The following is a 23,651-nucleotide window of genomic DNA, read 5'->3' on the forward strand; positions in this document are numbered from 1 at the left end:
ATATAAGAAAATAAACCCATAAAAACAAGTCAAATAGTTGGTAATCAGATATTTAAACACTTAACTTAATGACATTGAGCGCATGCCAGGATCACCTCAGGATCACCAAGATCATTTCCAGCCCATTCCCAAACGGATGCACCGCTTTCACAATGCGCTACAGCTTCTTCCATCCCTAACCACTGCAGTTCAGGCTGTTTTCCGGCAATCACAACATTAACATAGTTCTTACTCCTCAGGCAATGGTCCATTACAGATAGCAGCGTATTGGCATCGGGCGGTAAATAGATCCTGATTACGCTACTTTTTTTATTGACCACCGTATCGATAAAACCTGGCCCCTGATGACTGTAACCATTATTATCCTGCCTCCATACATGAGATGTTAAAAGGTAATTTAACGAAGCGATTGGCTTACGCCAGGGGATTTCCTGAGTGGTCTTAAGCCATTTTGCATGCTGGCTGACCATAGAATCGATAATGGTTACGAAAGCTTCATAACACGGAAACAGGCCATGTCTGCCCGTTAACAGATAACCTTCCAACCAGCCCTCGCAAAGGTGTTCGCTCAATACCTCCATCACTCTGCCATCCGGAGATAATTTCTCATCTGTATTGATGATTTTCTCCATGAAGCAGCGATCAGTTACCTGAAAAACGGCCTCTAATCTATTAGAGTTCGTTTCATCAGGACAGAACAGCCTAAAGTTCTTATTAGCTGCATTCATGGTAAATATTTCACGCAAAAACTTACCTAGATTACGGGTACTTTCTGCTTCTATTGTTCCCGGATGCGCCACTTTGATACCGTAATGTTTGAAATCTGGCAGAATAAGTTCCTTTAACAATATTCCCCCGTTTGCATAAGTTAATGCGCTCATTCTTTTATCCCCAACGGGCGAGAGGCTCCTAAGGTCAGCGTTTAGTGTACCGTGTTCATCAAAAAGTTTTTCCGGCTCATAGCTGCGCATCCATGCCTCAAGTGCTTGCAATTTTTCAGGATTCTCCTTAACTCCTGCCAATGGAACCTGGTGCGAACGGAACGATCCTTCGATAGGCAGATTATTCCAGGATTTGGGTCCGGTCCATCCCTTGGGGGTTCTTAAAATAATCATAGGCCACTTTCTCTGGTGTATCATACCTTCAGCCCTGGCATTATACTGGATTTTCCTGATCCTATCATAAACGATATCCAAAGTAGAAGACAGCTGATGGTGAACATTGTGTGGATGTTCCCCTTCAACGAAAAATACCTCATATCCATAGCCTTTGAATAATTCACTTAATGTTGTATCATCCATGCGGGAAAATATTGTAGGGCTTGATATTTTGTATCCGTTTAGATGAAGTATAGGTAGTACAGCGCCATCTCTGGCAGGGTTTAAGAAAGCAACTGAATTCCAGCTTGCTGCCAGAGGTCCTGTTTCTGCCTCTCCGTCGCCGATCACGCAGGCGGCAATTAGGTTTGGATTATCAAATACAGCGCCGAAAGCATGCATCAGGGAATAGCCCAATTCACCGCCTTCATTGATTGATCCCGGTGTATGTGCACTTACGTGACTGGGAATTCCTCCGGGAGTAGAAAACTGCCTGAAAAGCTTAAGCATGCCTTTCTCATCCATTGTTACCTCAGGAAAAAGTTCGGTGTACGTACCTTCCAGGTAGGTATGGGCTACTATGGCTGGTGCTCCGTGACCAGGTCCGCACACATACAGAATATCCGCATTTGTATCTTTTATCAATCTGTTTAGATGGACATAGATAAGGTTCAATCCTGGAGAGGTACCCCAGTGGCCGAGCAATCTGGGTTTAATATCATCAGGAGTAAGGCGGGTACGCAATAAGGGATTGGCCTGTAAATAAATCTGACCGGCAGATAAGTAATTTATTGCTTGCCAATATTGGTGTATTTTATCGATTTCTGCTTCTGAAATTTCTTGCATGGTATTTTGTATATAAGGCTTGGAACAGATGTACTGAAATAATCTTTGTGTATAATAATTCTATAGGTTGAACCATATGATTAAATAGGTCCGGAAATAAAAAGCATAACCTTATCTGATAAAATCACCCAACAAACCGTTGTTAAATGTATGTACAGTATGTGAATCAAATATCCTCAACTATTCTGAGCCAGGAAATGATAAGGATCATGTGTAAAGGAGATATTAACCCTGATATATGAAATCAGATCTGACAGGTGGTACTATTTACTCGTCCTGATTATAAACGAGCATTGGAACGCTCAGTTGCCCGGCAAGTTTTTTGGTCACGCTACCCTTTAATAACCTACTAAAGAAGCCATGCTCCCGATGAACCACTACCAATAGATCCATGCGTTTTTCGATCATCATTTTTTCAAAAGTGGAGACCTCATTATCTCCGTTTATTTCCCAAAAATGTATACCGGGATAGCCCAGTTCGCGTCTGAGATCATTTATCATATCATAAATTTTTTCTTTTATTGTTCCATCTGCTTTCCGGGAAGAAATATGAACTATAAATATTTCGGCCATAAACGATCTGGATAGCTTAACAAGCTGACTGAGGAAAACGCTGTCCCCTGGAAGGTCACTGAGGTCTGATGCAAAATAAATGCTCCGGATAGGTTCAAATTTTGATTTCAAAGGAATTATCAATACTGGCGCTTGCAGGGAGTCAATCATCTTTCTTGCCTGGTCTATTTTTAAAAAACTATCCATGCTATTATTATCATGGGTGCCCATAGCAAGTAGATCTATCGGTGTATCTGAAATAATTTCGGCAACAACATCATGGAGGCTTCCAGACTGATTTATAATAGTCAGTTGCGGCTTTTTCATATGAGATTGATCCCGTTCCCGCAGGTGTACCCTCAGTTTATTGAGATTTACTTCGCTCCGGTTCTGGATGACCTCCGGGGATTCGACTGGCCACAAAATCAGGCCCGAACTTGGAAGTTCTGACGGAATAGTCACTGCATTACAAAGGGTAATATTAGCCTGGATCTTTTTGGCAAAATCATAGGCATAGGCTGCAATATGGTTTGCATTAGCGGAGAAATCCGTTAACAATAGTATATTTTTAATAGCAGGTATTTTATTCATTCCGTACTTGTTTTATTTTTTGTAAGCACTGACTGTACCGCATACAGTACCACATTTAGCAAAAGTACCTCAACCTATCGTAGTTAGAAATGATATTCCCCACCTTGATTGGTGATGTTTATCACGAGCGGTTGACCATTTTCCATTTTTGAATGACTATCTTACAAGAGTTGATATTCTTTGTTAGAATAAAAACAAAACAATCACCCTTGGTGATCGTTCTACTAATGCTGCTAAAATATTTAGCTGTTAATCAATAAATTATGGAAAATGCCGTATTGTTAAAAGCAATTATTGACAATGCAATTGACGGATTGATCACTATTGATGACCGGGGCATTGTAGAATCCATAAACCCCTCTGCATGCAAGCTTTTTGATTATGCTCCAGAAGAAGTAATCGGACAAAATATATCAATACTGATGCCCCAGCCAGATAGATCTTACCATGACCGTTATCTTTTCAACTATAAACAAACGGGCAATGCAAATATCATCGGCATTGGCAGAGAGCTGATTGGCATGAAGAAAAATGGAAGTTATTTTCCATTTCGTCTTGGCGTTAGCGAGGACTAAGTACTCAGGCAGGATAGTTTATGCTGGCTTCATTCACGATCTGACCAGAGAAAAAGAGGCAGAAGGAAAGTTACAGGATTATGCGGCACAACTTGAGGTTCAGGTAGAGGAGCGAACACATTCGTTGAGAATGAGCGTAGATGCATTGAAGCGCACACAGGTAGAACTGAACCAGTCACTTGATAAGGAGAAAGAGCTTGGCCAGCTAAAAAGCAGGTTTGTGTCCATTGCTTCGCATGAATTTCGGACTCCATTAAGCCTGGTTCAACTATCCGCATCCTTGATCGACCGGTATGCAGAATCACTGGATCAAAAGAACATCGGAAAACATGTGGGTAAAATTAAAGATGCGGTACTTAATATCACAGCGATTCTTAATGACTTTTTATCCCTGGAAAAATTAGATAGCGGAATGATCAAGCCATCACTAAGTCACTTTAATTTATCGGAGATGGCAGAAGAAATTACCAGGGAAATGCAGATAGTTTTACGGGGAAAGCAAAAAATTATCTTTAAACACAGGGGTACGGGGCAAAAAATCACCCTCGATCAAAACCTTCTGAAAAACTGTATCATCATTTTAATAGACAACGCCATTAAATATTCGGGGGACGATAGTCAGATTCAGTTTTATACTAAAATAAATGACCATAATTGTACTATCAGGATTTGCGACGATGGGATTGGCATCCCTGAAAGTGATCATAAGCATCTTTTCGAAGCCTTTTTCCGGGCACACAATACCGGAAACATATCAGGTAATGGACTGGGATTAAGCATACTATCAAGATATACAGGATTGATGGATGGACAGGTCAGTTTTAAAAGCAGAGTTAACAGGGGAACGTTATTTACACTGACCTTCGCACAAAAGAAAAATCATGAGCAAAAAAGTATTGATAATTGAAGACCATGATGAGATCCGGGCAAATCTGGTTGAAATTCTAGAAATGGCCCGCTATACTGTGTACCAGGCGGAAAATGGTAAGTTGGGCGTTGATCAGGCCATCAGTCATATTCCGGATATAATTCTTTGTGATATCATGATGCCAGAACTCGATGGATATGGCGTACTTTATATGCTCAACAGATATGAGCAGACGACAGGCATTCCATTTATTTTTCTAACTGCAAAGGCTGAGCATGCAGATCTTCGCAAAGGTATGGAATTGGGCGCAGATGATTATTTGGTAAAACCTTTCGATGATATGGAATTGCTAAATGCAATTGATATCCGTTTAAAAAAGAAAGCCGCCAATGATCTGTCCCACAAGAATAAAACTGAGGAGTTCAAAGTTCTGGTTGAGAAAACGGATGGTCTTGCTGAATTCAAGAAGATTATCGGAGAAAAAAAAACCAGGGATTTTAAAAAGAACCAGGTGATCTATTATGCAGATGATCATGGCAAGGGACTCTATCTGGTAACGCATGGTAGGGTTAAAACAATAAAATTGGCAAAAGATGGCAGAGAGCTGATGACCGGGATTTATGCCCAGGGGGATTATTTGGGGATTAATGCCATATTAAATGATAGCGCTTATGCAGATACCGCTACAGCCCTCGAGGATAGTAGTGTTTGCTTGATTCCCTCAGAACAAATGGAAACTATTTTTAATTTATACCCTGAGGTAGCAAGAAAATTTATCCATTTGCTTTCCAGAGACAATAGAGCAAAGGAAGAACAGCTGTTGGAATTAGCTTACCATTCAGTGAGAAAAAAAATGGCCGGTACGCTGCTCCGACTTTATAAACAGAAAAACTCAAATGACGATTTAATCAACATAACCCGGGAAGACCTTGCCGCTATGGCCTGCATGGCTACGGAAACAGTGAGCCGTACCTTGTCTGATTTCAAGGATGAGCTGCTCATTGATAGAAACGGCACAAAGATTAAGGTTCTTAATCACGAGGGGCTTTCTAAAATGAAAAATTAAAGTCTTTTAAAGCTAGCATCATAAATACTCTAGCAAAGTATTTTACGGTGTTACTGCTGGCTAATTGTAACCTACCACTAAAAAAGCATTCCTTTATAACCTTCCGGGATGACCATTAAGGGAATATTGGTATGTCTTGCCATTTTTTGAGAGTGGCTGTTATGTAAAACATCCGACGTCAAACTATGTTTTCTATGGATAACAGCCAGGATATTTGAACCGCCATGACTGCTCAACCAGTTTAACCCCTTTTCTATTTTAGATTGGTATACATTTTCGTAATAGATTTTGTTATAAGTAACCTTGGATTTAAGTTCCTTCATAAAAGTTTCTATTCGATGTGGCAACAAATTGTCTTCACGATTGGTAATCACATGGACAATCAGCAATTCTGCATCTAGTTTACCAGCAAGCAGAGCCAAAAGTTGGATAGTTTCCATATCGCTGATATTCAAATCTGTAGCAAAGGCTATCTTTTTAACTGGCTTAAATTCCGAACCCTTTGGAATAAGCATTAGCGGGTATTCGGAAAAATCGATGCTGTCTCTACTACAGCTACCTTCAATTAAGCGTTTCATGTCGCCATTACCGGAAAGGCCAAGGATAACCATTCCGATATCCTTCATCTGAACAATCTCCCTTAGGAGATCATTTATAGGCCCAAGTGAGGAGCTAAAATTAATTTTAGGGATATGCCCCTCACCGTTGCATGAAACAACAAATTCATTATGTAGCTTTTCGGAAAACTTCTCTAACAACGCATCATTGCGATTGATCATTGTCTGGTGGTTTTCTATTGGCCAGATTATCTGTAAGGGAGAGTCAGCATTTAAAGAAGCTGCATGAATTAGTTGGACGTTGGAGCCTAGCTGCTTGGCAAATTTGCATGCATAATCTGCTGCCTGGTTTGCATTTTCAGAGAAGTCGGTTGCTACAAGGATTGTTTTCATCTTTCCATTTATTTAGGGCAAAGTTTGTCAAACCCCTAAAGAGATACCATGATGACCATCACGAAAAAACATGATGTAAGATTTTAAACGTCCATTCAATTTATTATTAATAAATTCAGAACAAACGCCGAAAATGGCACTCAGAAGAACTACACCTGGATGCACCATTGATATTAAAAACACAAAGGCCTTAAAGTTGTCTTATAGAACATGCAGCATAATCGACTATCACTTACAGCAATACCTATTAACCGGAATTCAAGTAAAGATACAAACATACTCCCCCGAACAACTTGATTTCAGAAACGTGGAACGTCAGCACACCCTTTGCCTCTCCGTCCCGTCCGATATATGCATTAACCCCAACCCTGCCATATATCTGCACTAAACCACCTTTTTTAAGGTATTCGGCAATCCCCTCATTGCGCCAGTACGAACACTCAAAGAATTTGGTAACCTCCCTGCGCTCCTCCCCGCTTCTAAAACTATCATTTACCGCAAGCGAAAAAACCACAACCTTTTTGTCCCCTTGGACAATCCTTGTAACCGCATCTGCGGTCAATCTTCCTACAATTTCCATAACTGCATTTTTTAAGTAAAAACTTGAACCATTTGCTCCCCTTTCCGCCAGTCCAAAAGAATTTTTTCAAAAGAAAAACCGGAAAAAAAGAAAGCAATGAAGACCGTGACCCTTTAAGCTGGTCGGAGAACTAGAATTTACGGGACGGAACCGCGAAGCGGTAAATTCGCTGTTCGTAGCCTGCGGGGGTCACGATATTCGCAGCCTTTCTTTCCGTTTCGATTGAAAAAAATAAATCACCCCCTTCTCTGAAAAAGGCGCTCTGCAATACCCATCACGGCAACTATGGTCGCTGCCTTCGCTTATCGAAAAAAGTTACGTATCTTAATAGCTTATTCGAAAAAATATAGTTTCGTGAAGTAATAGGCGAGCATTTTGGGTAAGGCTTATTGATTTGGACTTTTCTTGTTTATTAGAAAACCAATATCTTAAATGCTTGAGGCAAATTTTGGTTAATTGTTTGATGTTTTATTGATACGTAAAAAATTTATGATAAAAATCTGATGGATGTTATTGGGTAAAAAACAGACGATACTGTTCCCATATATGATGCCGAATTTGAAGAAGAGATAGCAAAAACATTCTTTACTCCTCTTAGAAGCTAGCTTTGTGCTGCTTTGAAAATCAAAGGTAGAAAAATAAATGTTTTTATTGGATGTTAACCCAGAACCTCAGGTTCTTAAAGGCAGTTGAAATTCAATTTCTCCAATGGCTTTGATTTTTAGAATGGATAATCTTCCTCATATTTTTCTTTCAATATAGTTGCCAAAGGTTTTTTAAAAAGCTGACCTTCAGTCCACGCATCAAAATTAAAGATATTTAACACTTGGATTTCGTATTTATCAGTTTTTAGTTTATCAAATGCTTTTTTTGTTTTATTCCAAAGGGCAGTCTTTTCTTTGAAAAGCGTTGGCAAATTGTCTTGTATTAGAAATTTAAACATCAGTTTTTCTAACAAATAAGTTTGATGATTGCTTCCGCTCAAGGTTCTCTTTATAGATCTTATTTCATGTTTAATATAATCATGGTTACCCATTTCAAAATGCACCATTAAGCGTATCAATCTAAAAGTACGGTAAACCGGTAAAGTGTAGTATAATTTGCTCTCCAACAAAATTTCATTTAGTGTAATATGCGCTTTTTCCAAATTGCCTTCTACTAAATAAATTAAAGCGGTATACATGTAAACTTCAGCTTGTTTACTCAGTTCTAACAAATTTAGCTTTTCAAAAAGTATCGTTTTGTTTTGCTCAATCAACAATTTGGCATCGCCAAAATTTCCTTTTTCCAGATAACCAATAGTGGTATAAATGTAAATGATGCGGCGCCTGTTAATTTCATAATGATTTCCAATGGATTTTTGTTGTTTCAACTTTTCTATAAAAAAATGCATCTCATCATATCTTTTAATGCTTTTTAAACTGTCTAATATACCTTCAATGGTTAACAGATAATCTATTTCTGTACCTTCAAATACTTGCGAGCGTTCTTCAAAAAGTTGGTTTAGTTCATAAAAAGTTTTCAGTGCCGAGGAGTAATTTCCTATGCTCATAAAATAATATGATTGAAATAGGTAGTGTGTTTTCTTGCTTTCAAAATTTTCTGCAAAAGATTTAGATAACAGGCCTAGCTCGGTAATTAATAAATCGTTCAGTTCTTGCTTTTGTTCTTTTGTTCTTACATTTCCTTTATAAATTAACCTGTGGTGCAATAACTGATAAAGAGATTGATGTTGGAAAGTATGCTGGGAACTTTTCAGCAAACCCTGTAGTTTCATTTGTTTATTGATAAGCCCCTCCTCTGCAATGGTATGAAAGCTTAATGAGTTAATATAGTGCAATTCAAGCGCTGCAGCCCTTAAATGTATGGTCGGTAATTCCGATTTTTCGGCTACAAACTGTATATTTTTTAAACTCTTAAATCCATCTTCATACAACCCCTTTTCAAATAAAATAGGAATTTTTAGTATTTCTATATTTAATTTGATGTTGATATCCTTTTCTGTTCTTACATGCAGCAATGCATTTAAAAGAAGCTTATAGAGGTAATTGCAAGTAACATCAAAAGAAGAATCTAACTGTTTTTGTGAATATGCTTTTTTAGCTTCATTAAGGCTGAGGCCTTTTTGTATTTCATTAAAAAGCCTTAAATAATCTTTCGTTCCCTGTTGTAAATTACTGTACAGCTTAAAATATCGTTTCTCTCCCTTTGACAGTGAATTAATCAACAAAACTAATGATGAAAATTTTGACATAATTATTTAGGATTATTATTTATTGAACAAAAACATAACAAATTTAATATTTAATTTCTACCTAAAATAATTAATATAGATATATTGACAATTTAGGATTATGTTTTTAACCCTATTATTGGTAACGTTGTTAATTGATTTTTTTTTATTTTTATCTATCCGATTATAAACTATTCTATTATTATGATAAAGTTTGAGATTCTCGTTGTGGGAAGTTCCAATACCGATATGGTAATTAAAGCCGGCCATCTCCCATCTGCTGGAGAAACTATTTTGGGCGGTGTATTTTTTATGAACCCAGGTGGCAAAGGTGCAAACCAAGCTGTTGCCGCTGCCCGGCTAGGAGGTAAAATTACTTTTATCTGTAAAACAGGAAATGACATCTTTGGTAAACAATCTGTCCAGCTTTTTGAAGAAGAGGGAATAAATACTTCCTACCTTTTATCTGACCCTAAAAACCCATCTGGTGTAGCTTTAATTACTGTGGACGATGATGCAGAAAACTGTATTGTTGTTGCTTCAGGAGCAAATGCAACGCTAAGTCCTAATGATTTGCAAAAAACACAAGAGGTAATTGGCAATGCAGGAATTGTACTAATGCAACTGGAAATTCCTCTGGAAACAGTAGAATACGTGGCAGAAAAAGCCATAAATGCTGGAGCAAAAGTTATTTTAAATCCGGCACCAGCTTGTAAATTACCAGACTCGCTATTAAAAAAGCTATTTATCATTACGCCAAACCAAACAGAAGCCGAAATGCTTACCGAAATAAAGGTAATAGATATTGATACTGCAAAACAAGCAGCAAAAATTATTCAGGCAAAAGGAGTAGAAAACGTAATTATCACGTTAGGACAAAACGGTGCGCTGGTTTTAACTGAAGATGTTTTTACACACGTTAAAGCGCATAAAGTAAACGCCGTAGATACAACCGCTGCTGGTGATGTTTTTAACGGAGCGCTTTCTGTTGGCTTAGCAGAAAATTTAGACTTAATTGCTGCAACCGAGTTTGCCTGTAAAGCAGCTGCAATTGCAGTTACCCGTTTAGGTGCACAATCATCTGCTCCTTATCGCAATGAAATTAGCCAGGTGTTTAATAATAATATTTAACATAAAATTATGTTCATCATTCAATCGTACACTACAGCCATCCTATTTTGCATCATCACTATGCTATGTTGGGGTTCATGGGCCAATACCCAAAAATTAGCCAGTAAAACCTGGCGATTTGAATTATTTTACTGGGATTATGTAATCGGTATTTTGCTTTTTTCTATCGTTTCTGCTTTAACTTTAGGGAGTTTTGGTAATGAGGGAAGAAGTTTTATAGATGATTTAAAACAAGCCAGCTTATCAAATATTGGAAGCGCATTATTAGGTGGAGTAATATTTAACGCAGCCAATATTTTATTTTCTGCCGCTATCGCTATAGCTGGCATGTCGGTAGCTTTTCCAGTTGCAATTGGTTTGGCATTGGTACTTGGTGTGCTAATTAATTATTTCGCAGCGCAAAAAGGCGATCCAGTAATGTTGTTTATTGGAGTAGGCTTGGTCATGGTGGCCATATTGCTAAATGCGGCAGCCTACAAAAAGAAAAACGTTGGCGAACAAAAGGTTTCTGGAAAAGGCATAGTACTTTCACTAATTGCAGGTTTGTTAATGTCCTTCTTTTACCGTTTCATTGCCGGCTCTATGGATTTGGATAACTTTGTTTCTCCAGTTGTTGGAAAAATGACTCCTTACACTGCTGTCTTTGTGTTTTCTGTAGGTATATTTTTAAGCAACTTTATTTTTAATACCATACTTATTAAAAAACCATTTATTGGAGAACCAACCAGTTACACCGCTTATTTTAATGGCAATTTTAAAACCCACCTAACCGGCATTGCTGGCGGATTAATATGGGGACTCGGTAATTCTTTTAACCTCATCGCTGCAGGCAAGGCTGGCCCTGCCATTTCTTATGGATTAGGCCAGGGAGCTACTTTAATAGCTGCTTTATGGGGAGTTTACGTATGGAAAGAATTTAAAAATGCGCCAAAAGGAACAAATACGTTGGTAACGGCCATGTTTTTCTTTTTTGTTATAGGATTGGCATTATTAGTTTACTCTGGCTCTTAAATAAAAGTCCATTGATTAAAAATTTCACACATTTTAATGCAAGCTCAAATGAAAATTTCATATTTTAAAACAGCTCTTTTTTTTATTCTCCTATTCTCTTCGGGTAACCTTTTTGCCCAACTTCCTATAAATGGTAAATGGGCATATTCTTTTGAGGATGATAAATCTAGTGCATTGCCCTCTTTTGATGATACCAAATGGAAAACAAAGGAAAGTAAAGACCTAAAATGGGAAAAGACAGATTTACCTGCAAAAGGCAATGTAATATGGATTAGGAAAACAGTTGTTATTCCCTCTTCTCTTAAAAAGGAATTGGATAAAACTGGAGCGCTAGTATTTTACCTTGGCCGCATAAAGCAGGAAGACAAGACTTATTTTAATGGAAAATTAGTAGGAGAAACCACTTCCGGTGATTTAAAAAGAGCTTATATCCTTAATGACAAAGATATAATATGGGATAAGCCAAATACATTTGCTGTGCGTATCACGCATTGGGGCGACAGAAGTACTGTTGATGGAGAAATTGCATTGATGGCAGCAAAGCCAGCACAAATATTTGAAATAAAAGCTAATGCTGAAGGTGTAACCAATAAACAGCAGGTAAATAACAAAAAAACTGTGTACAATGCAATCATTAAAAACAATGTAAACAGAAAGGTAGCCGCAAATTTACTGACTAATTTTTATGACTTGAATAATAAAAAAATCAAGACAGAAAGTAAAAATATCACTTTAAAACCAGGAGATAATATCTTCAGCATACCTTTTCAGTCGCCATCAAAATTTTTAAAAACACAGTATTCCCTTTCCATTCCTGTTTATAGTTATCATAAAATATGGAATGCAGAATATGGGTACATTGACATAAGTTATAAAGCTGCACAACCTAAATTGGCGTATAAAGCTAAAGAGACATTTACTCCGGCATTGCTTGGTAAACAAACCATTAATGGCTGGTTAGGCCAAAGGCTTAATGCAAATAAAGAACAGCGTTTATATAAAGTTGATGAGACAGCATTACTTGCCGGATTTATAAATAAACCAGGTGCACACCCATGGATTGGCGAGCATGTTGGTAAATTTTTAGAAGCGGCCTGCAATAGCTATCAAAATAATAAAGACCCGTTATTGAAAATTAAGATAGACCGTACAGCACAGCAATTAATTGCATCACAATTAAATGATGGCTACCTTGGAACTTATGATACATCTAGCCAATGGACAAGTTGGGACGTATGGTCGCATAAGTATGATCTGGTAGGCTTACTTAGTTACTATGAGCTTTCTGGCTATGAACCTGCATTGGCTGCTTCACAAAAAATAGGCGACTTGTTATCTAAAAGATTTGGAGACAAACCTGGCCAGTTAGATATTATCAAAGCAGGTGCTCATGTAGGTATGGCAGCTACTAGTGTAATAGATCCCATGACTGACCTCTACCGTTTTTCTGGCAAAAAGGAATACCTAGATTTTTGCTACTACATTACCAAAAGTTATAACGGGAAAAATGGTCCTCGGATAATTGCCACCCTTGATTCTATAGGCAGAGTAGATAAAACCGCCAATGCAAAAGCGTACGAAATGATGTCTAACTTAGTTGGTTTGGTAAAGCTATATCGAGTTACAAATGACGAGCAATTTTTAAAACCCGTATTAGCCGCTTGGAAAGACATTACTCAAAAAAGATTATATATTACGGGTACTACTAGTTCTTTTGAGCATTTTCAGGATGATTATTTACTACCCGCAAGTAATAAAGACAATATGGGTGAAGGTTGTGTAACCACTACCTGGCTACAATTAAATTTTCAGTTGCTCAGCATATTTGGTAAAATGGAATATGTAGACGAACTGGAACGCTCTGTATACAATCACTTAACCGGTGCAGAAAATCCACAGACGGGCTGCGTTAGTTACTATACTCCTTTAATGGGTACCAAACCTTATAGATGTGTAATAACGTGTTGCATGTCTAGCGTTCCACGTGGCATTGCCATGATTCCCCTTTTCACAAACGGAAAAATAAACGGAAGCCCCTCCATTCTTTTCTATCAGCCAGGCGTATATAAAACAGTAATAAATGGAAATACATCGGTAGAATTTACAACTAAAACTACTTTTCCTGAAAACGGAGACGTTACCATAGAAGTTAACCCTTCGGTAAGTGGTAAATTTGAAGTATTACTTCGTAAGCCATATTGGGCCGCTGACTATAAATTATCAGTTAATGGAGTATCACAACCGGTAACAGCTACAGAAACTGAATCTATAAATCGAGTTTGGAAAAAAGGCGATAAAATAAATGTGAATTTCAGCCTCCCTGTAAAAGTATTAGATGGAGGTATCAGTTACCCTGGTTCCATTGCTTTTCAACGTGGTCCTCAGATATTGGTATTTGATAAAATGTTAAATCCAAACTTGCCAGTAGAATTTAGCGTTCAGAATAATGCTTTTGAAATGCAACAAATTTTTGATGCATTGCCAGCAAAATGGGTAGGTACACAGGCGTATCAGGTAAAAGTAGTAGCAGACGGTAAACCGACTAACATTATTTTAGTTCCTTATGCAGATGCCAGTCAAACCGGTGGCGATGTAACCACCTGGATTAAAAGCAATAATCTTAAATGATAACACAAACACCAGTGAAGTTTGGGGTATACAATTTTAACTTTTAACTCAAAACATCGATAAAATAAGAAATTTTGCAAGGTAAATCAGATAGCCACATAAACTATTATCAAAAAATTGATCACCCAAGGAATGGAATTGTAATAGTAAAGTAGAGAGATTTAAGATAGCTTCTGTTCATTTTTTATCCTCTACCTACATTTTCTAAATCATTGCGAGGCAATTTATAGGGCTAATAACCAAAATAAGTCTTATACCTATCCATTAATAATTGCATCATGTATACATTTATATCCCACTGGTTTGCCATGGGCATTCCTGTAAATGGAATTGATGGCATATATGGGTATGGCCCAAACTCTGGAGTGATGGTTAGTAAGCTTGTATTTTTAACGAGGTGACTTTTGACAATTTTATCCCACCAATTTAAATGGGCACTGAGCTCTGCCTCCCATTCCTTACCTCTTGGATCTGTTACTTGTGCAGATTGTGCATGACCTACCCTAGCATGAATGTGAACAGTTCGTTCAATTGCCACTTCTACGGCATCATTTTGTTGCTCTAACAGGCTTTCAGATACATTACACCAATGCGAAAAATCGGCAGTGATGACAATACTTGGGTTTTGAAAGAGTAATTCCTTGGCGATGTGTGCCGCAAAAAGAGCCTTGTTTCTGTGCGTCTCATGGGCTATTACCACCTTTGATTCGTTTGATATCCTCAAGGCAAGCTCAAAAAGTTCTTTATTATCTTGAGCGCTGAAATAATCCTTGCCAGTTTGAGAATCTATTAAGATTGGTTTTAACTCCAATATGTTATAAAGATGCTTTTCAAATTCAATTTTATGAAGTTCTAGATTGTCCTCAAAAGATTGATAATATTGCCCAATAAAACGCAAATCATGCTTTACCAAAGCCGCTCTCATTTCCATCCTTTCGTCTGTCAACATAGATACGGGCGATTCAATTCCACTATAACCGGCTTTTTTCGCCTTATGACAAAACGCATCCCAAGAAAGGTTCTCAGAGCCCCATCTTGGGCAAAAAAACTTAATTAACATATCACTTTAGTTTGTAAAATGTACATGATTTTTTTTATAAAAGTGAAATACAATGATTGTAAGTTGAGTATCCAATTAAAATTTCTATGCGTCTACAATACCATTTGATAGAACCTTGGTACCATGTGTTTTCTAATGGAGCACTACTGTGCAGGAAATTCTTTAGCATATTTCCATAAAATTGAAGGAGAGCTTTTAATTTAATAGAGGTTATTAACTGGTGGCCCAAGCTTTATCTCCCTTTTTGTAGCTAATGCAACCCTTATATTTACCAGGTACTGCTTGGTAACGTCGAGCCTTTGTGGCTCCTATTTCTGATGTAAAGTAACCATCAACCGTTAATTTTTTAAATAAGTCAAAATAGTGGATTGAATTTGAGGCAAGATTATTTCCTTTATTCTTATTATATGTTTCTGCCTGGGTCTGAAGGTTCAAAAATAATTTCTTTTTTTGAGCTGGATTTAGTTTTAGGAAGTTATCCTTAAATTGTTCCATTGCTGAATTTTCCATTAGGGTTAAACCCTCTAGAAAAATCCTTCTGTCTTCTTTTGTAAGGCACTCATCAACCATTAGCCTCATGTATATACCGATCTTGGCAGCCTTTGCTCCCCCACACTTGTCCGTTTCAGGAATAATTGTCTCTCCTATTTGATCCAGCAGTACTATATCCTCTTCAGAAAGCTGATCTCTTGACGCTGATTTTGTACAACTAGGCATTATGCCAGCAGAAAGAAAGATAACTCCTCCGGTAAATATGGTTATTTTTTTTATCGCGTCTCTTCTTTTCATAATGGAGCTATTTATTAAAAGGCGTTGCTGTGATGGATGAAATGTTCAATGAATTTACGATTGACTATAAGGTATTTTTCTTAAGCTCTTCTACCGCAAAACTAGCTGCCCTTGCGGTTAAGGCCATATAGGTAAGGGAAGGGTTTTGGCATGCACCGGATGTCATACAAGATCCATCAGTTACGAATACATTTTCTGCTCCCCATATTTGGTTATTTCCATTTAGCACAGATGTTTTTGCAGAACGTCCCATTCTGGCTGTACCCATTTCATGAATGCCCAATCCCATGGCATTTCCTGTATCAGTGGTCTTTATATTTATAAAGCCAGCCTTATCAAGCATCTCAGCACCACTTTTCAGAATATCATTCATCATATTATGTTCATTATCCCCAAATGCTGCATCAATTTCCAATAAAGGCATTCCCCATTTATCGACTTTGTCTTTGCTCAAAGTAACCTTGTTATGATGTGTGGGCAAACATTCTCCCATGCTCACCAAGGTAACTTTCCAAAGGTCAGGTTCGCTCAAGGTCTCCTTTAATGCCGTACCAATTTCCACGCCTTTATCTTTACCTGTTGGCCTGGAGGCACTGCATGCAAAAGCGTAACCACGTAAAAAATCTACCTGTTTCTCACTTCCTAAATTCCTAAATCTTGGCAGATAAGTCCCAGTAGGTCTTCGGCCTTCATAATATTGGTCTTCATAACCTTTGAATTCTCCCGAAATTCTTCCATTGTAATTATGATCCATCAGATTGTGTCCTAATTCACCACTATCATTACCCATGCCATTTGGGAAACGAGAAGATTTAGAGTTTAACAAAATCAAAGTAGAGTTAAGCGTACCAGCATTCAAAAAAATCACCTTCGCAAAATACTCTTTCGTTTCATTTGTAAGGGCGTCAATTACTCTCACTCCTTTAGCCTTCTGTGTAGTTTCATCATAAATAATAGAGTGAACAACCGAATTGGTAATTAGACTTAAGTTCCCTGTTTTTTCGGCAGCAGGTATAGTGGTAGAATTACTGCTAAAGTAACCCCCAAAAGGACATCCCCTAAAACAAAGATTTCTATACTGGCATGGCCCTCTACCTAATAAGGCTTGAGAAAGATTTGCTGTTCTAGAAATTATCAAGTGTCTATCTGAATAGTTTGATGCTAAACTTTTTTTCAAATGGGTTTCGATGCAATTCATGTCCATTGGCGGAAGAAATTCACCATCTGGAATTTGGGGCAAGCCATCTTTATTGCCACTTATGCCCACAAAACGTTCAACGTAACTATACCACGGCGCCAAGTCGTTGTACCTAATGGGCCAGTCAACTGCAATTCCTTCCTTTGCATTTGCTTCAAAGTCCAAGTCACTCCATCTTTGAGTCCATCTTCCCCACATGATAGACTTGCCACCAACTTGGTAACCTTTTATCCAATCAAAAGGTCTTTTTTGGATATAAGGGTGATCGGCATCCTTTACAAAAAAAAGTGCTGTCGATTCCTCATAAGCATAACAACGGCTCAATATGGGGTTTGCTTCCCTGTCTTTTAACGGTAAGATGTTTCTATGCTTAAATTCCCATGGATTCAAATTGGCCGTTGGGTAATCTTTTATATGCTCTATCATCCGGCCCCTTTCAATCATCAGGGTCTTCAAGCCTTTTTCACATAATTCCTTTGCTGCCCAGCCTCCAGTAATTCCAGAACCGATTACAATTGCATCGTAGCTAATCTCAGCAGCTGCGCTTCCATTAATGTTCATCGCGATTAAATTTATTAAGCTTTAAAAATTTTTTGGGTTACTTTTCCTGTAATCTTGTGCTTCAAGATTTTTTTCAAGTCTTTATTGGGCATCACTTCTTCCTTGATTAGAAAGTGTTCATCATCAAATGATGCAAGAACTTCTTCCTGCGCTGTAAATTCCTCTCCCCTCCAATCCTCTATCAGTACAGGTTCCCATTTTTTTGTCTTGGCCGATAAAAAGGCTGCATCTAAAATGGCATTTACTACATAGCCATCATAAAAGGTTTCCAAGGGTTCCCTTTTTTCTTCAATGGCATCAAACATATCGGTAAACATATGTGGATAACCAAGTTCATGGGCTTCATCTCCAACAGGAAACAACCAGCCATTACTTACCTCTGCTTTTTCAGCTACATAAGCATCCGGTTTCCCAACGCTAAAGATTTCAAATCCTGTCCTCAAAAAACTATTGAGCCAAATAGATCCTTCAGTTCCTATAACCTCATCCCTTAAATCCATGCCCCCTCTAAATGTCCAGCTTACCTCAAATTGGCCAATGGCACCATTTGCATATTTAACCAGGCCAATGGCTTGGTCTTCGGCATCGATTGGATGAACCTGTGTAGCTGCCCAGCACATTACTTCCAAAGGCTTTACTTCCTTTCCAATAAAATTTCTACTAATTTCTACACAATGGCAGCCCAGATCTATGATGGCTCCCCCACCAGATTTTTCCTTGTCCCAAAACCAGTCGCTGTGTGGCCCCGGATGTGCTTCCCTAGATTTTGTCCATAATACTTTGCCAATACTGCCTTTTTGAATAGCTTTAACTGACTTCAAGAACTTTGGGGTGTAGCATAAATCTTCAAGGTATCCTGCAAAAATACCGGCCTGCTCAACCATATCTAACATTCGTTTAGCTTCGGCCGCTGTTCTACCCAATGGCTTTGTGCACAGTACATGTTTTTTGCCCTGTGCAGATTTTGCCACTGCTATCTCATGGAGGTCGTTGGGCAATGCTATTAAGACAACATCGATATCGGGATGATTGATCGCCGTGTCCATGTCATCCGTATAATGAGCCAATTGATAATCGTCGGCAAAACGTTTGGCATTATCTAAGTCCCTAGAATAGACGGTAAAAATATAATCCTTACGGCGTTGAGCATGTAAAGTTGTTGCATAAAACCTGGCAATAAACCCAGATCCTAAAATGGCTATTCGCATAATTAATCAATATTTATAGATGATGGGCATTTACCAGCCAAAAGTATTATTAACATAATTCCTACTTAATTTCCAATCCATTGTTAACGGATTTACAGGTTGGTAGTCTTTAGGAAAAGCAAGTTCGATTGCTACATTAGAACCTTTAAAAGGGATTGCTTTTAAAGCATCGGCAATGACTTTAAAATTTGTTGCTCCCTGCCCTAAATATTCTGTCCAGGTTCCATCCGCATATTGGTCCCTGATGTGCATATAAACTATATTATCACCGTACTTTTTTATAAAATCAACTGGGTCAATTCCGGCTCTTATCAACCAGTTTAAATCAGGCCCAAGGTTTATATCTGGTATTCTTGCCAAAGTTCCCTTTAAATCATGCATTCCATTTTCGACTTCGTAAGTATGATTATGAAGATTTGGCTCTATTCCTTCTTCTTTACAAAGCACCAATATTTTCTTTAAAACATCAGCTTGTGCATCTAGCTCTGGCTCAGTTTTTAGTCTATTAGCTTCGCCAACAGTTATTCCAAAAGTTTTTCCTTTTACCTGGGCCAACCTCGTTATTGATCGTGTTACATCTTTTATGATAAGCTCATGCTGGTTTCTATCCCACATTTTTGGCCCAACACCATAAGAAGTTCCAGATACAGGAAAGTTGTATTTATCAATTAAATGTTTAATATTTTTTACCGAATCATCATGTGTAAGATTTATATCCATTAATTCTATACCATCAATTCCCGCAGCACTCATATCCGAGAAAGCTTTTTCGAGATCGGGTGTACTATCCCAATTAGGGGGATATTTACTGGCGTAAATCCATAAATGACCATTCACTTTCACCGTTGATTTTGCCAAGTCCTTAGTTGAGGCACAGGCACCCAAAAAACTTGGAACCAAAAATGCCCCAGTGAGTAACATCCCACTATTTTTAACAAAAACTCTCCTTGAAGAACTTGATTTTTCCATAATTATTTTATTAAAATTAACCTTCCCAACCTGTTGCTTTCAGTGCCGGGTCATTTTCTTTCTTCAAAAAATCGGCATCTACCGTGGGCGCTGACTCCCAATTTAAAATCGCTTCATTTGGCACCACATCTACAGGTGTTTTCCATGAAGTGGACGTTTCATTATAAGCTAAATTAGATTGTGAGCTATAGCAAGAAATGATAGACCATCTTGGATGATCAGAAAGATTTGCCTCTGAGCGGTGCAATAAGTTACTGTGAAAGATAAGTGCATCACCAGCTTCTATTTCTGAATATACAAGTTCCATTGTCTTTAGTGCATTTTCTACCATAGCTATATCTGCCCCTACCTGCTCGCCAGCAAACCCATGGTTTACCCTGCCTAATTTATGTGATCCTTTAATAACCTGTAAACAGCCATTAGCTTTATTTGCTGGAGTTAAAGCCACCATAACACTAATTAACTGATCTGGAAACATGAACTGATTTTTATACCAATACCCATAATCCTGATGCCATTCCCATGCCCCGCCAACTTTTGGCTCTTTCTGCATCAATTTAGAATGAAAATGGCAAACCTGGGCGTCACTATCTAGTAATTCTGCAACTGCTTCTATTACCTTTTTACTACGTGTCAAATATCCAAAAACATCATTCCCTGGTTTAAACCATAAGGAAAGTTTGGTTTTTTTACCTGTTTGATCGTTTAAATCAAGGGCGTTATTAATTAAATTGCGGTCTTCAATTGCCGTATTAAGAAGTTTTTGAGTTTCTGCTGCACTGCAAAAATTTTTGATAACGATAAAACCGTCACGATGAAAATCTTCAACTTGTTTAGGTGATAAATTTGGCATAATATGATAAGTTTATATAAACGGCGTAGTCCGGTTGCATGAATTCTCCCTAATATCCATTTCATTTAATTACAAATACAAATGAACATTAGCAGTAGAGTACGTCTATTCATTTTCTCTAAATCAGTCCAAATAATTCATTTTTTTTTTGTGAAATAAATGCACCTTAATTTCTGGTTTCCAATTATAGATTTTCAAGAAAAAAGTATCCCTTGGTTTGATGGTTTGTCTTTCAAAATTTATATCATTATTACTAAAATTAATCACTATTTTTTTTCTGAGAAAAAGACTCTATCCTAAACTTGAAGGTCCGCTGTTAGTATTGCATTTTCAAATGCATGTGTATTTATTGAAAAATTAGTGTCAATTTCAAAATATGATCATTTTTAAAAAAAGTCATTATTGAATTAGAGCCTGTTTAAATTTATGTTGTAAAAATGTTTATTGCTTATTTTTGAATAAAACAAGGCTTGTTTTTGAAGAGATAGCAGCGCTTCTACCTATAGAAAACATAATGATATTGCAGTCAAAAAGAAGCATAAAAAAATTATTAGATAAATTTTAAACAGACTCTTACAATATCAATGTTTAATCCATTCGCTGTCAAAACACCTTTTTTAGTAATTTTATGCCTTTATATTTCAAGATAATGTCATAGCTACCAATGAAACCACGAGTTTTAAATGCACCAGTATTTCCATAAACCTTGGTATTCCATATTTTGTTAACCAGTTGAGTATATACTTTGCCATGTGACGTAATATTCCAATCCTTGCCCCATAATGCTACTACAGGAAACCAATGCATTAATATTATAATTGCATCCCTACTTCGGCAGCCTTATCTGCCTTTTCATAAGACAAAGTTAATGCACCGGCAATAGCTAAAAATATGCCTATCATTTCTATACTTTTTAAACTTTCTGATAAGAATATGATTGCCAAAATGATGGTAAAAACTGGTTGCAGCGCACCGGCAATGGTAGTTACTTTAGAAGCTTTACCTTTTGATGCATAAGCGGCAAAACTTGCCAATACACCCAAGCCATTTAACAAGCCTGCTAAAGAACCCAAAAGCAATGTGTTTAGTGAAAAATTGTATTGTACTAAGCCTAAAGCCATCATGATTATTGAAATTAATACAGATGAAGCAATAAAGCTGATGTAAGACCATTCTGCAGAAATATAATTGGTTGTTACTTTTTGGGCCGCACTAAATACACCCCAAAAAAACAGGGCGACAAAAGAATAAATTAACCACGAATTAAGCCCTATATTTTTAATAAATGCACTAGGATCATCAAATAAAAGTGATTGTCCAGAAAGCATAACTACCGCAGGAACAGCAAAAAAAATACCAATTACATTAACAAAATTGAGTTTTTCTTTAAACACCAAAATGGCAATAACAATGGTAACCAAAGGATAAAGATTGGTAACAGGAATAACTACCGCTGCCAAGCCCCCACTTACAAATGCCTGATAAACTGCCACATTGCCAATGACTGCAAGTACACCAGCTATCAGCCCCCAGATAATTCCTTTTAGTTGAGGCTTTGTACCTTTTACTTTTTTAATTACAAAAGGCAGGGTAATCAGCATACCAATGGTGAACAATAAATGGTTGGTATAGGGATTAATATCACTAGAGATAAATTTGGCAACTACTCCCCATATACCCCAAAATAAAGCCGCTAATACTGCATAAATAATCCAAAGATTTTGTTTTAATTTCATTTTTTGAGTGAGATATGAGATGTGAGACTTGAGATGATTTATTTAATTTAACTTATAAAAAATAAGGCTGCACTGCCCAAAATACCGGCTTGCTCTTCTAACTTAGAAACGCCGATGGACACTTTGTAATTTTTATAGGGCCTTAATAGCTCATTACTGTAAAATTTTTCTAAATCATTTGCTAAGCCTTTGGCAACACCGCCCCCTAATACAATTTTATCTGGTGCAAATAAGTTGATATAGGTATCTATTCCTATTTTTAGATAAGCAATGAAATCAGCTACCAACAACTCTGCTTCAGGGTTTCCATTGTTCCGCTCTTTAAAGATGTTTTCTGCGGTAATGGGAATATCAGGGTATTTTGTTCTCCAATTTATTCTTTCCGCAGCGTTGCACAAACCTGTAGCAGAGGCAAGTGATTCTAAGCATCCGGTTTTACCGCAATAACATTTGATCTGGTTTGAGGTAATGGTGATGTTTCCACCCATGTGTGCATAAGCTAAAGCTTCGTTTAACTTACCATTGATGGTAAATCCTAGGCCAAGTCCGGTGCCTAATGTTAAAACCAAAACTCGGTTAAAACCATTCCCTTCTCCATACAATGCTTCACCTAAGGTGACTACACGAGCATCGTTATCTAACTTACAGGGTAACTGATGCTGTCTCTCTATAATTGCTTTTAGCGGATAATCTTCCATGAATTCTAAAAATCCATAGGTAGAATCTACCACGCCGTTTTCGAAAACAAAACCGGGTATGCCGAAACCAATACCGATTAGTTGTTTGTTATTTCTTTCGGCGTAAGTTTTAAACGTATTTATAGCCATTGCAATATTGGCTAAAAACCAGTGGCCATCTTTCGTTTCCGTAGGAGAAATCAGCACGTCAATTACGCTGCCATTTTCAATATCTACCAAACCAATTTTAGTACGAGTACCGCCAATATCAATGCCTATGGCAAGCATCTTTGAAATTGAGATTGGAGATGTTAGATTTGAAATTTGAGACATTGAGTAAATTTTATTAATGTACAAGTAAGCGATAGGTGTTAATTTGTTGTGGGTTAAAACTCGTACTCAGCAATGTATTATCAAATCAATTCTTGCTGTTTTATTAACTTGTACACAAGGTGTTAACCTAGTCTTAGCA

19 protein-coding genes are annotated in these 23,651 nt (G+C 37.5%); 6 read left to right on the forward strand and 13 right to left on the reverse strand.

The annotated features are described in order from the left end of the window. Positions 1-65 precede the first annotated feature (65 nt). A complete protein-coding gene (locus tag GJU39_RS18100; protein ID WP_154282410.1) occupies positions 66-1,943 on the reverse strand; it encodes a phosphoketolase family protein in 1,878 nt (625 codons plus the stop codon). 267 nt (positions 1,944-2,210) lie between these two features. Then, positions 2,211-3,086 carry a universal stress protein gene (locus tag GJU39_RS18105; protein ID WP_154282411.1) on the reverse strand — a complete coding sequence of 292 codons (876 nt, stop codon included), beginning with the start codon at positions 3,084-3,086 and terminating at the stop codon, positions 2,211-2,213. A gap of 263 nt (positions 3,087-3,349) precedes the next feature. On the opposite strand from GJU39_RS18105, the gene GJU39_RS24210 reads away from it, so the two are divergent. From GJU39_RS24210 to GJU39_RS18115, 3 genes are read left to right on the forward strand one after another with little or no spacing between them, the layout of a single operon-like run. Further along, positions 3,350-3,661: a PAS domain S-box protein gene (locus GJU39_RS24210; protein WP_342448226.1), complete on the forward strand. Its 312-nt coding sequence runs from the start codon at positions 3,350-3,352 to the stop codon at positions 3,659-3,661. Next, positions 3,618-4,568 carry a sensor histidine kinase gene (locus GJU39_RS18110; protein WP_342448227.1) on the forward strand — a complete coding sequence of 317 codons (951 nt, stop codon included), beginning with the start codon at positions 3,618-3,620 and terminating at the stop codon, positions 4,566-4,568. The genes GJU39_RS24210 and GJU39_RS18110 overlap by 44 nt, the downstream gene beginning before the upstream one ends. Then, positions 4,543-5,595, forward strand: coding sequence for a response regulator (locus GJU39_RS18115; RefSeq protein ID WP_154282412.1), 1,053 nt, complete (start codon positions 4,543-4,545; stop codon positions 5,593-5,595). Before GJU39_RS18110 ends, GJU39_RS18115 begins: the two co-directional genes overlap by 26 nt. Positions 5,596-5,672: 77 nt before the next feature. Here GJU39_RS18115 and GJU39_RS18120 read toward each other — a convergent pair whose 3' ends face one another. The 3 genes from GJU39_RS18120 to GJU39_RS18130 all read right to left on the reverse strand — a co-directional run bounded on the left by GJU39_RS18120 (position 5,673) and on the right by GJU39_RS18130 (position 9,379). Next, positions 5,673-6,545 carry a universal stress protein gene (locus GJU39_RS18120; protein WP_154282413.1) on the reverse strand — a complete coding sequence of 291 codons (873 nt, stop codon included), beginning with the start codon at positions 6,543-6,545 and terminating at the stop codon, positions 5,673-5,675. A gap of 247 nt (positions 6,546-6,792) precedes the next feature. Next, a complete protein-coding gene (locus tag GJU39_RS18125; RefSeq protein ID WP_154282414.1) occupies positions 6,793-7,125 on the reverse strand; it encodes a single-stranded DNA-binding protein in 333 nt (110 codons plus the stop codon). Between the two features lie 721 nt (positions 7,126-7,846). After that, positions 7,847-9,379, reverse strand: a complete 1,533-nt coding sequence (locus tag GJU39_RS18130; protein WP_154282415.1) for a hypothetical protein — start codon at positions 9,377-9,379, stop codon at positions 7,847-7,849. Positions 9,380-9,562: 183 nt separating this feature from the next. On the opposite strand from GJU39_RS18130, the gene rbsK reads away from it, so the two are divergent. From rbsK to GJU39_RS18145, 3 genes are read left to right on the forward strand one after another with little or no spacing between them, the layout of a single operon-like run. Next, entirely contained in the window at positions 9,563-10,489 is a 927-nt protein-coding gene (gene rbsK / locus GJU39_RS18135; protein WP_154282416.1) for a ribokinase, read from the forward strand. A 9-nt stretch (positions 10,490-10,498) separates the two neighbouring features. Continuing rightward, positions 10,499-11,500, forward strand: a complete 1,002-nt coding sequence (locus GJU39_RS18140; protein ID WP_154282417.1) for a GRP family sugar transporter — start codon at positions 10,499-10,501, stop codon at positions 11,498-11,500. A 48-nt stretch (positions 11,501-11,548) separates the two neighbouring features. Continuing rightward, positions 11,549-14,128 (forward strand): beta-L-arabinofuranosidase domain-containing protein, encoded by a 2,580-nt coding sequence (locus GJU39_RS18145; protein WP_167515718.1) that lies wholly within the window; start codon positions 11,549-11,551, stop codon positions 14,126-14,128. Between the two features lie 232 nt (positions 14,129-14,360). Here GJU39_RS18145 and GJU39_RS18150 read toward each other — a convergent pair whose 3' ends face one another. The 8 genes from GJU39_RS18150 to GJU39_RS18185 all read right to left on the reverse strand — a co-directional run bounded on the left by GJU39_RS18150 (position 14,361) and on the right by GJU39_RS18185 (position 23,512). After that, on the reverse strand, positions 14,361-15,188 hold the full coding sequence (locus GJU39_RS18150) for a sugar phosphate isomerase/epimerase family protein (RefSeq protein ID WP_154282419.1): 828 nt from the start codon (positions 15,186-15,188) through the stop codon (positions 14,361-14,363). A 213-nt stretch (positions 15,189-15,401) separates the two neighbouring features. Next, complete coding sequence (locus tag GJU39_RS18155; protein ID WP_154282420.1) at positions 15,402-15,977, reverse strand: gluconate 2-dehydrogenase subunit 3 family protein; 576 nt, start codon at positions 15,975-15,977, stop codon at positions 15,402-15,404. 64 nt (positions 15,978-16,041) lie between these two features. Then, positions 16,042-17,736, reverse strand: coding sequence for a GMC oxidoreductase (locus GJU39_RS18160; protein ID WP_154282421.1), 1,695 nt, complete (start codon positions 17,734-17,736; stop codon positions 16,042-16,044). 14 nt (positions 17,737-17,750) lie between these two features. Beyond that, positions 17,751-18,944, reverse strand: a complete 1,194-nt coding sequence (locus tag GJU39_RS18165; RefSeq protein WP_154282422.1) for a Gfo/Idh/MocA family protein — start codon at positions 18,942-18,944, stop codon at positions 17,751-17,753. Between the two features lie 30 nt (positions 18,945-18,974). Continuing rightward, complete coding sequence (locus tag GJU39_RS18170; RefSeq protein WP_154282423.1) at positions 18,975-19,913, reverse strand: sugar phosphate isomerase/epimerase family protein; 939 nt, start codon at positions 19,911-19,913, stop codon at positions 18,975-18,977. Positions 19,914-19,929: 16 nt separating this feature from the next. Next, complete coding sequence (locus tag GJU39_RS18175; protein ID WP_154282424.1) at positions 19,930-20,766, reverse strand: phytanoyl-CoA dioxygenase family protein; 837 nt, start codon at positions 20,764-20,766, stop codon at positions 19,930-19,932. Positions 20,767-21,578: 812 nt separating this feature from the next. Next, positions 21,579-22,502 carry a DMT family transporter gene (locus GJU39_RS18180; RefSeq protein WP_154282425.1) on the reverse strand — a complete coding sequence of 308 codons (924 nt, stop codon included), beginning with the start codon at positions 22,500-22,502 and terminating at the stop codon, positions 21,579-21,581. Between the two features lie 47 nt (positions 22,503-22,549). Then, positions 22,550-23,512, reverse strand: a complete 963-nt coding sequence (locus tag GJU39_RS18185) for an ROK family protein (protein ID WP_154282426.1) — start codon at positions 23,510-23,512, stop codon at positions 22,550-22,552. Between the last annotated feature and the right edge of the window lie 139 nt (positions 23,513-23,651).

The organism is Pedobacter petrophilus (assembly GCF_009674725.1).
Taxonomy (GTDB): domain Bacteria; phylum Bacteroidota; class Bacteroidia; order Sphingobacteriales; family Sphingobacteriaceae; genus Pedobacter; species Pedobacter petrophilus.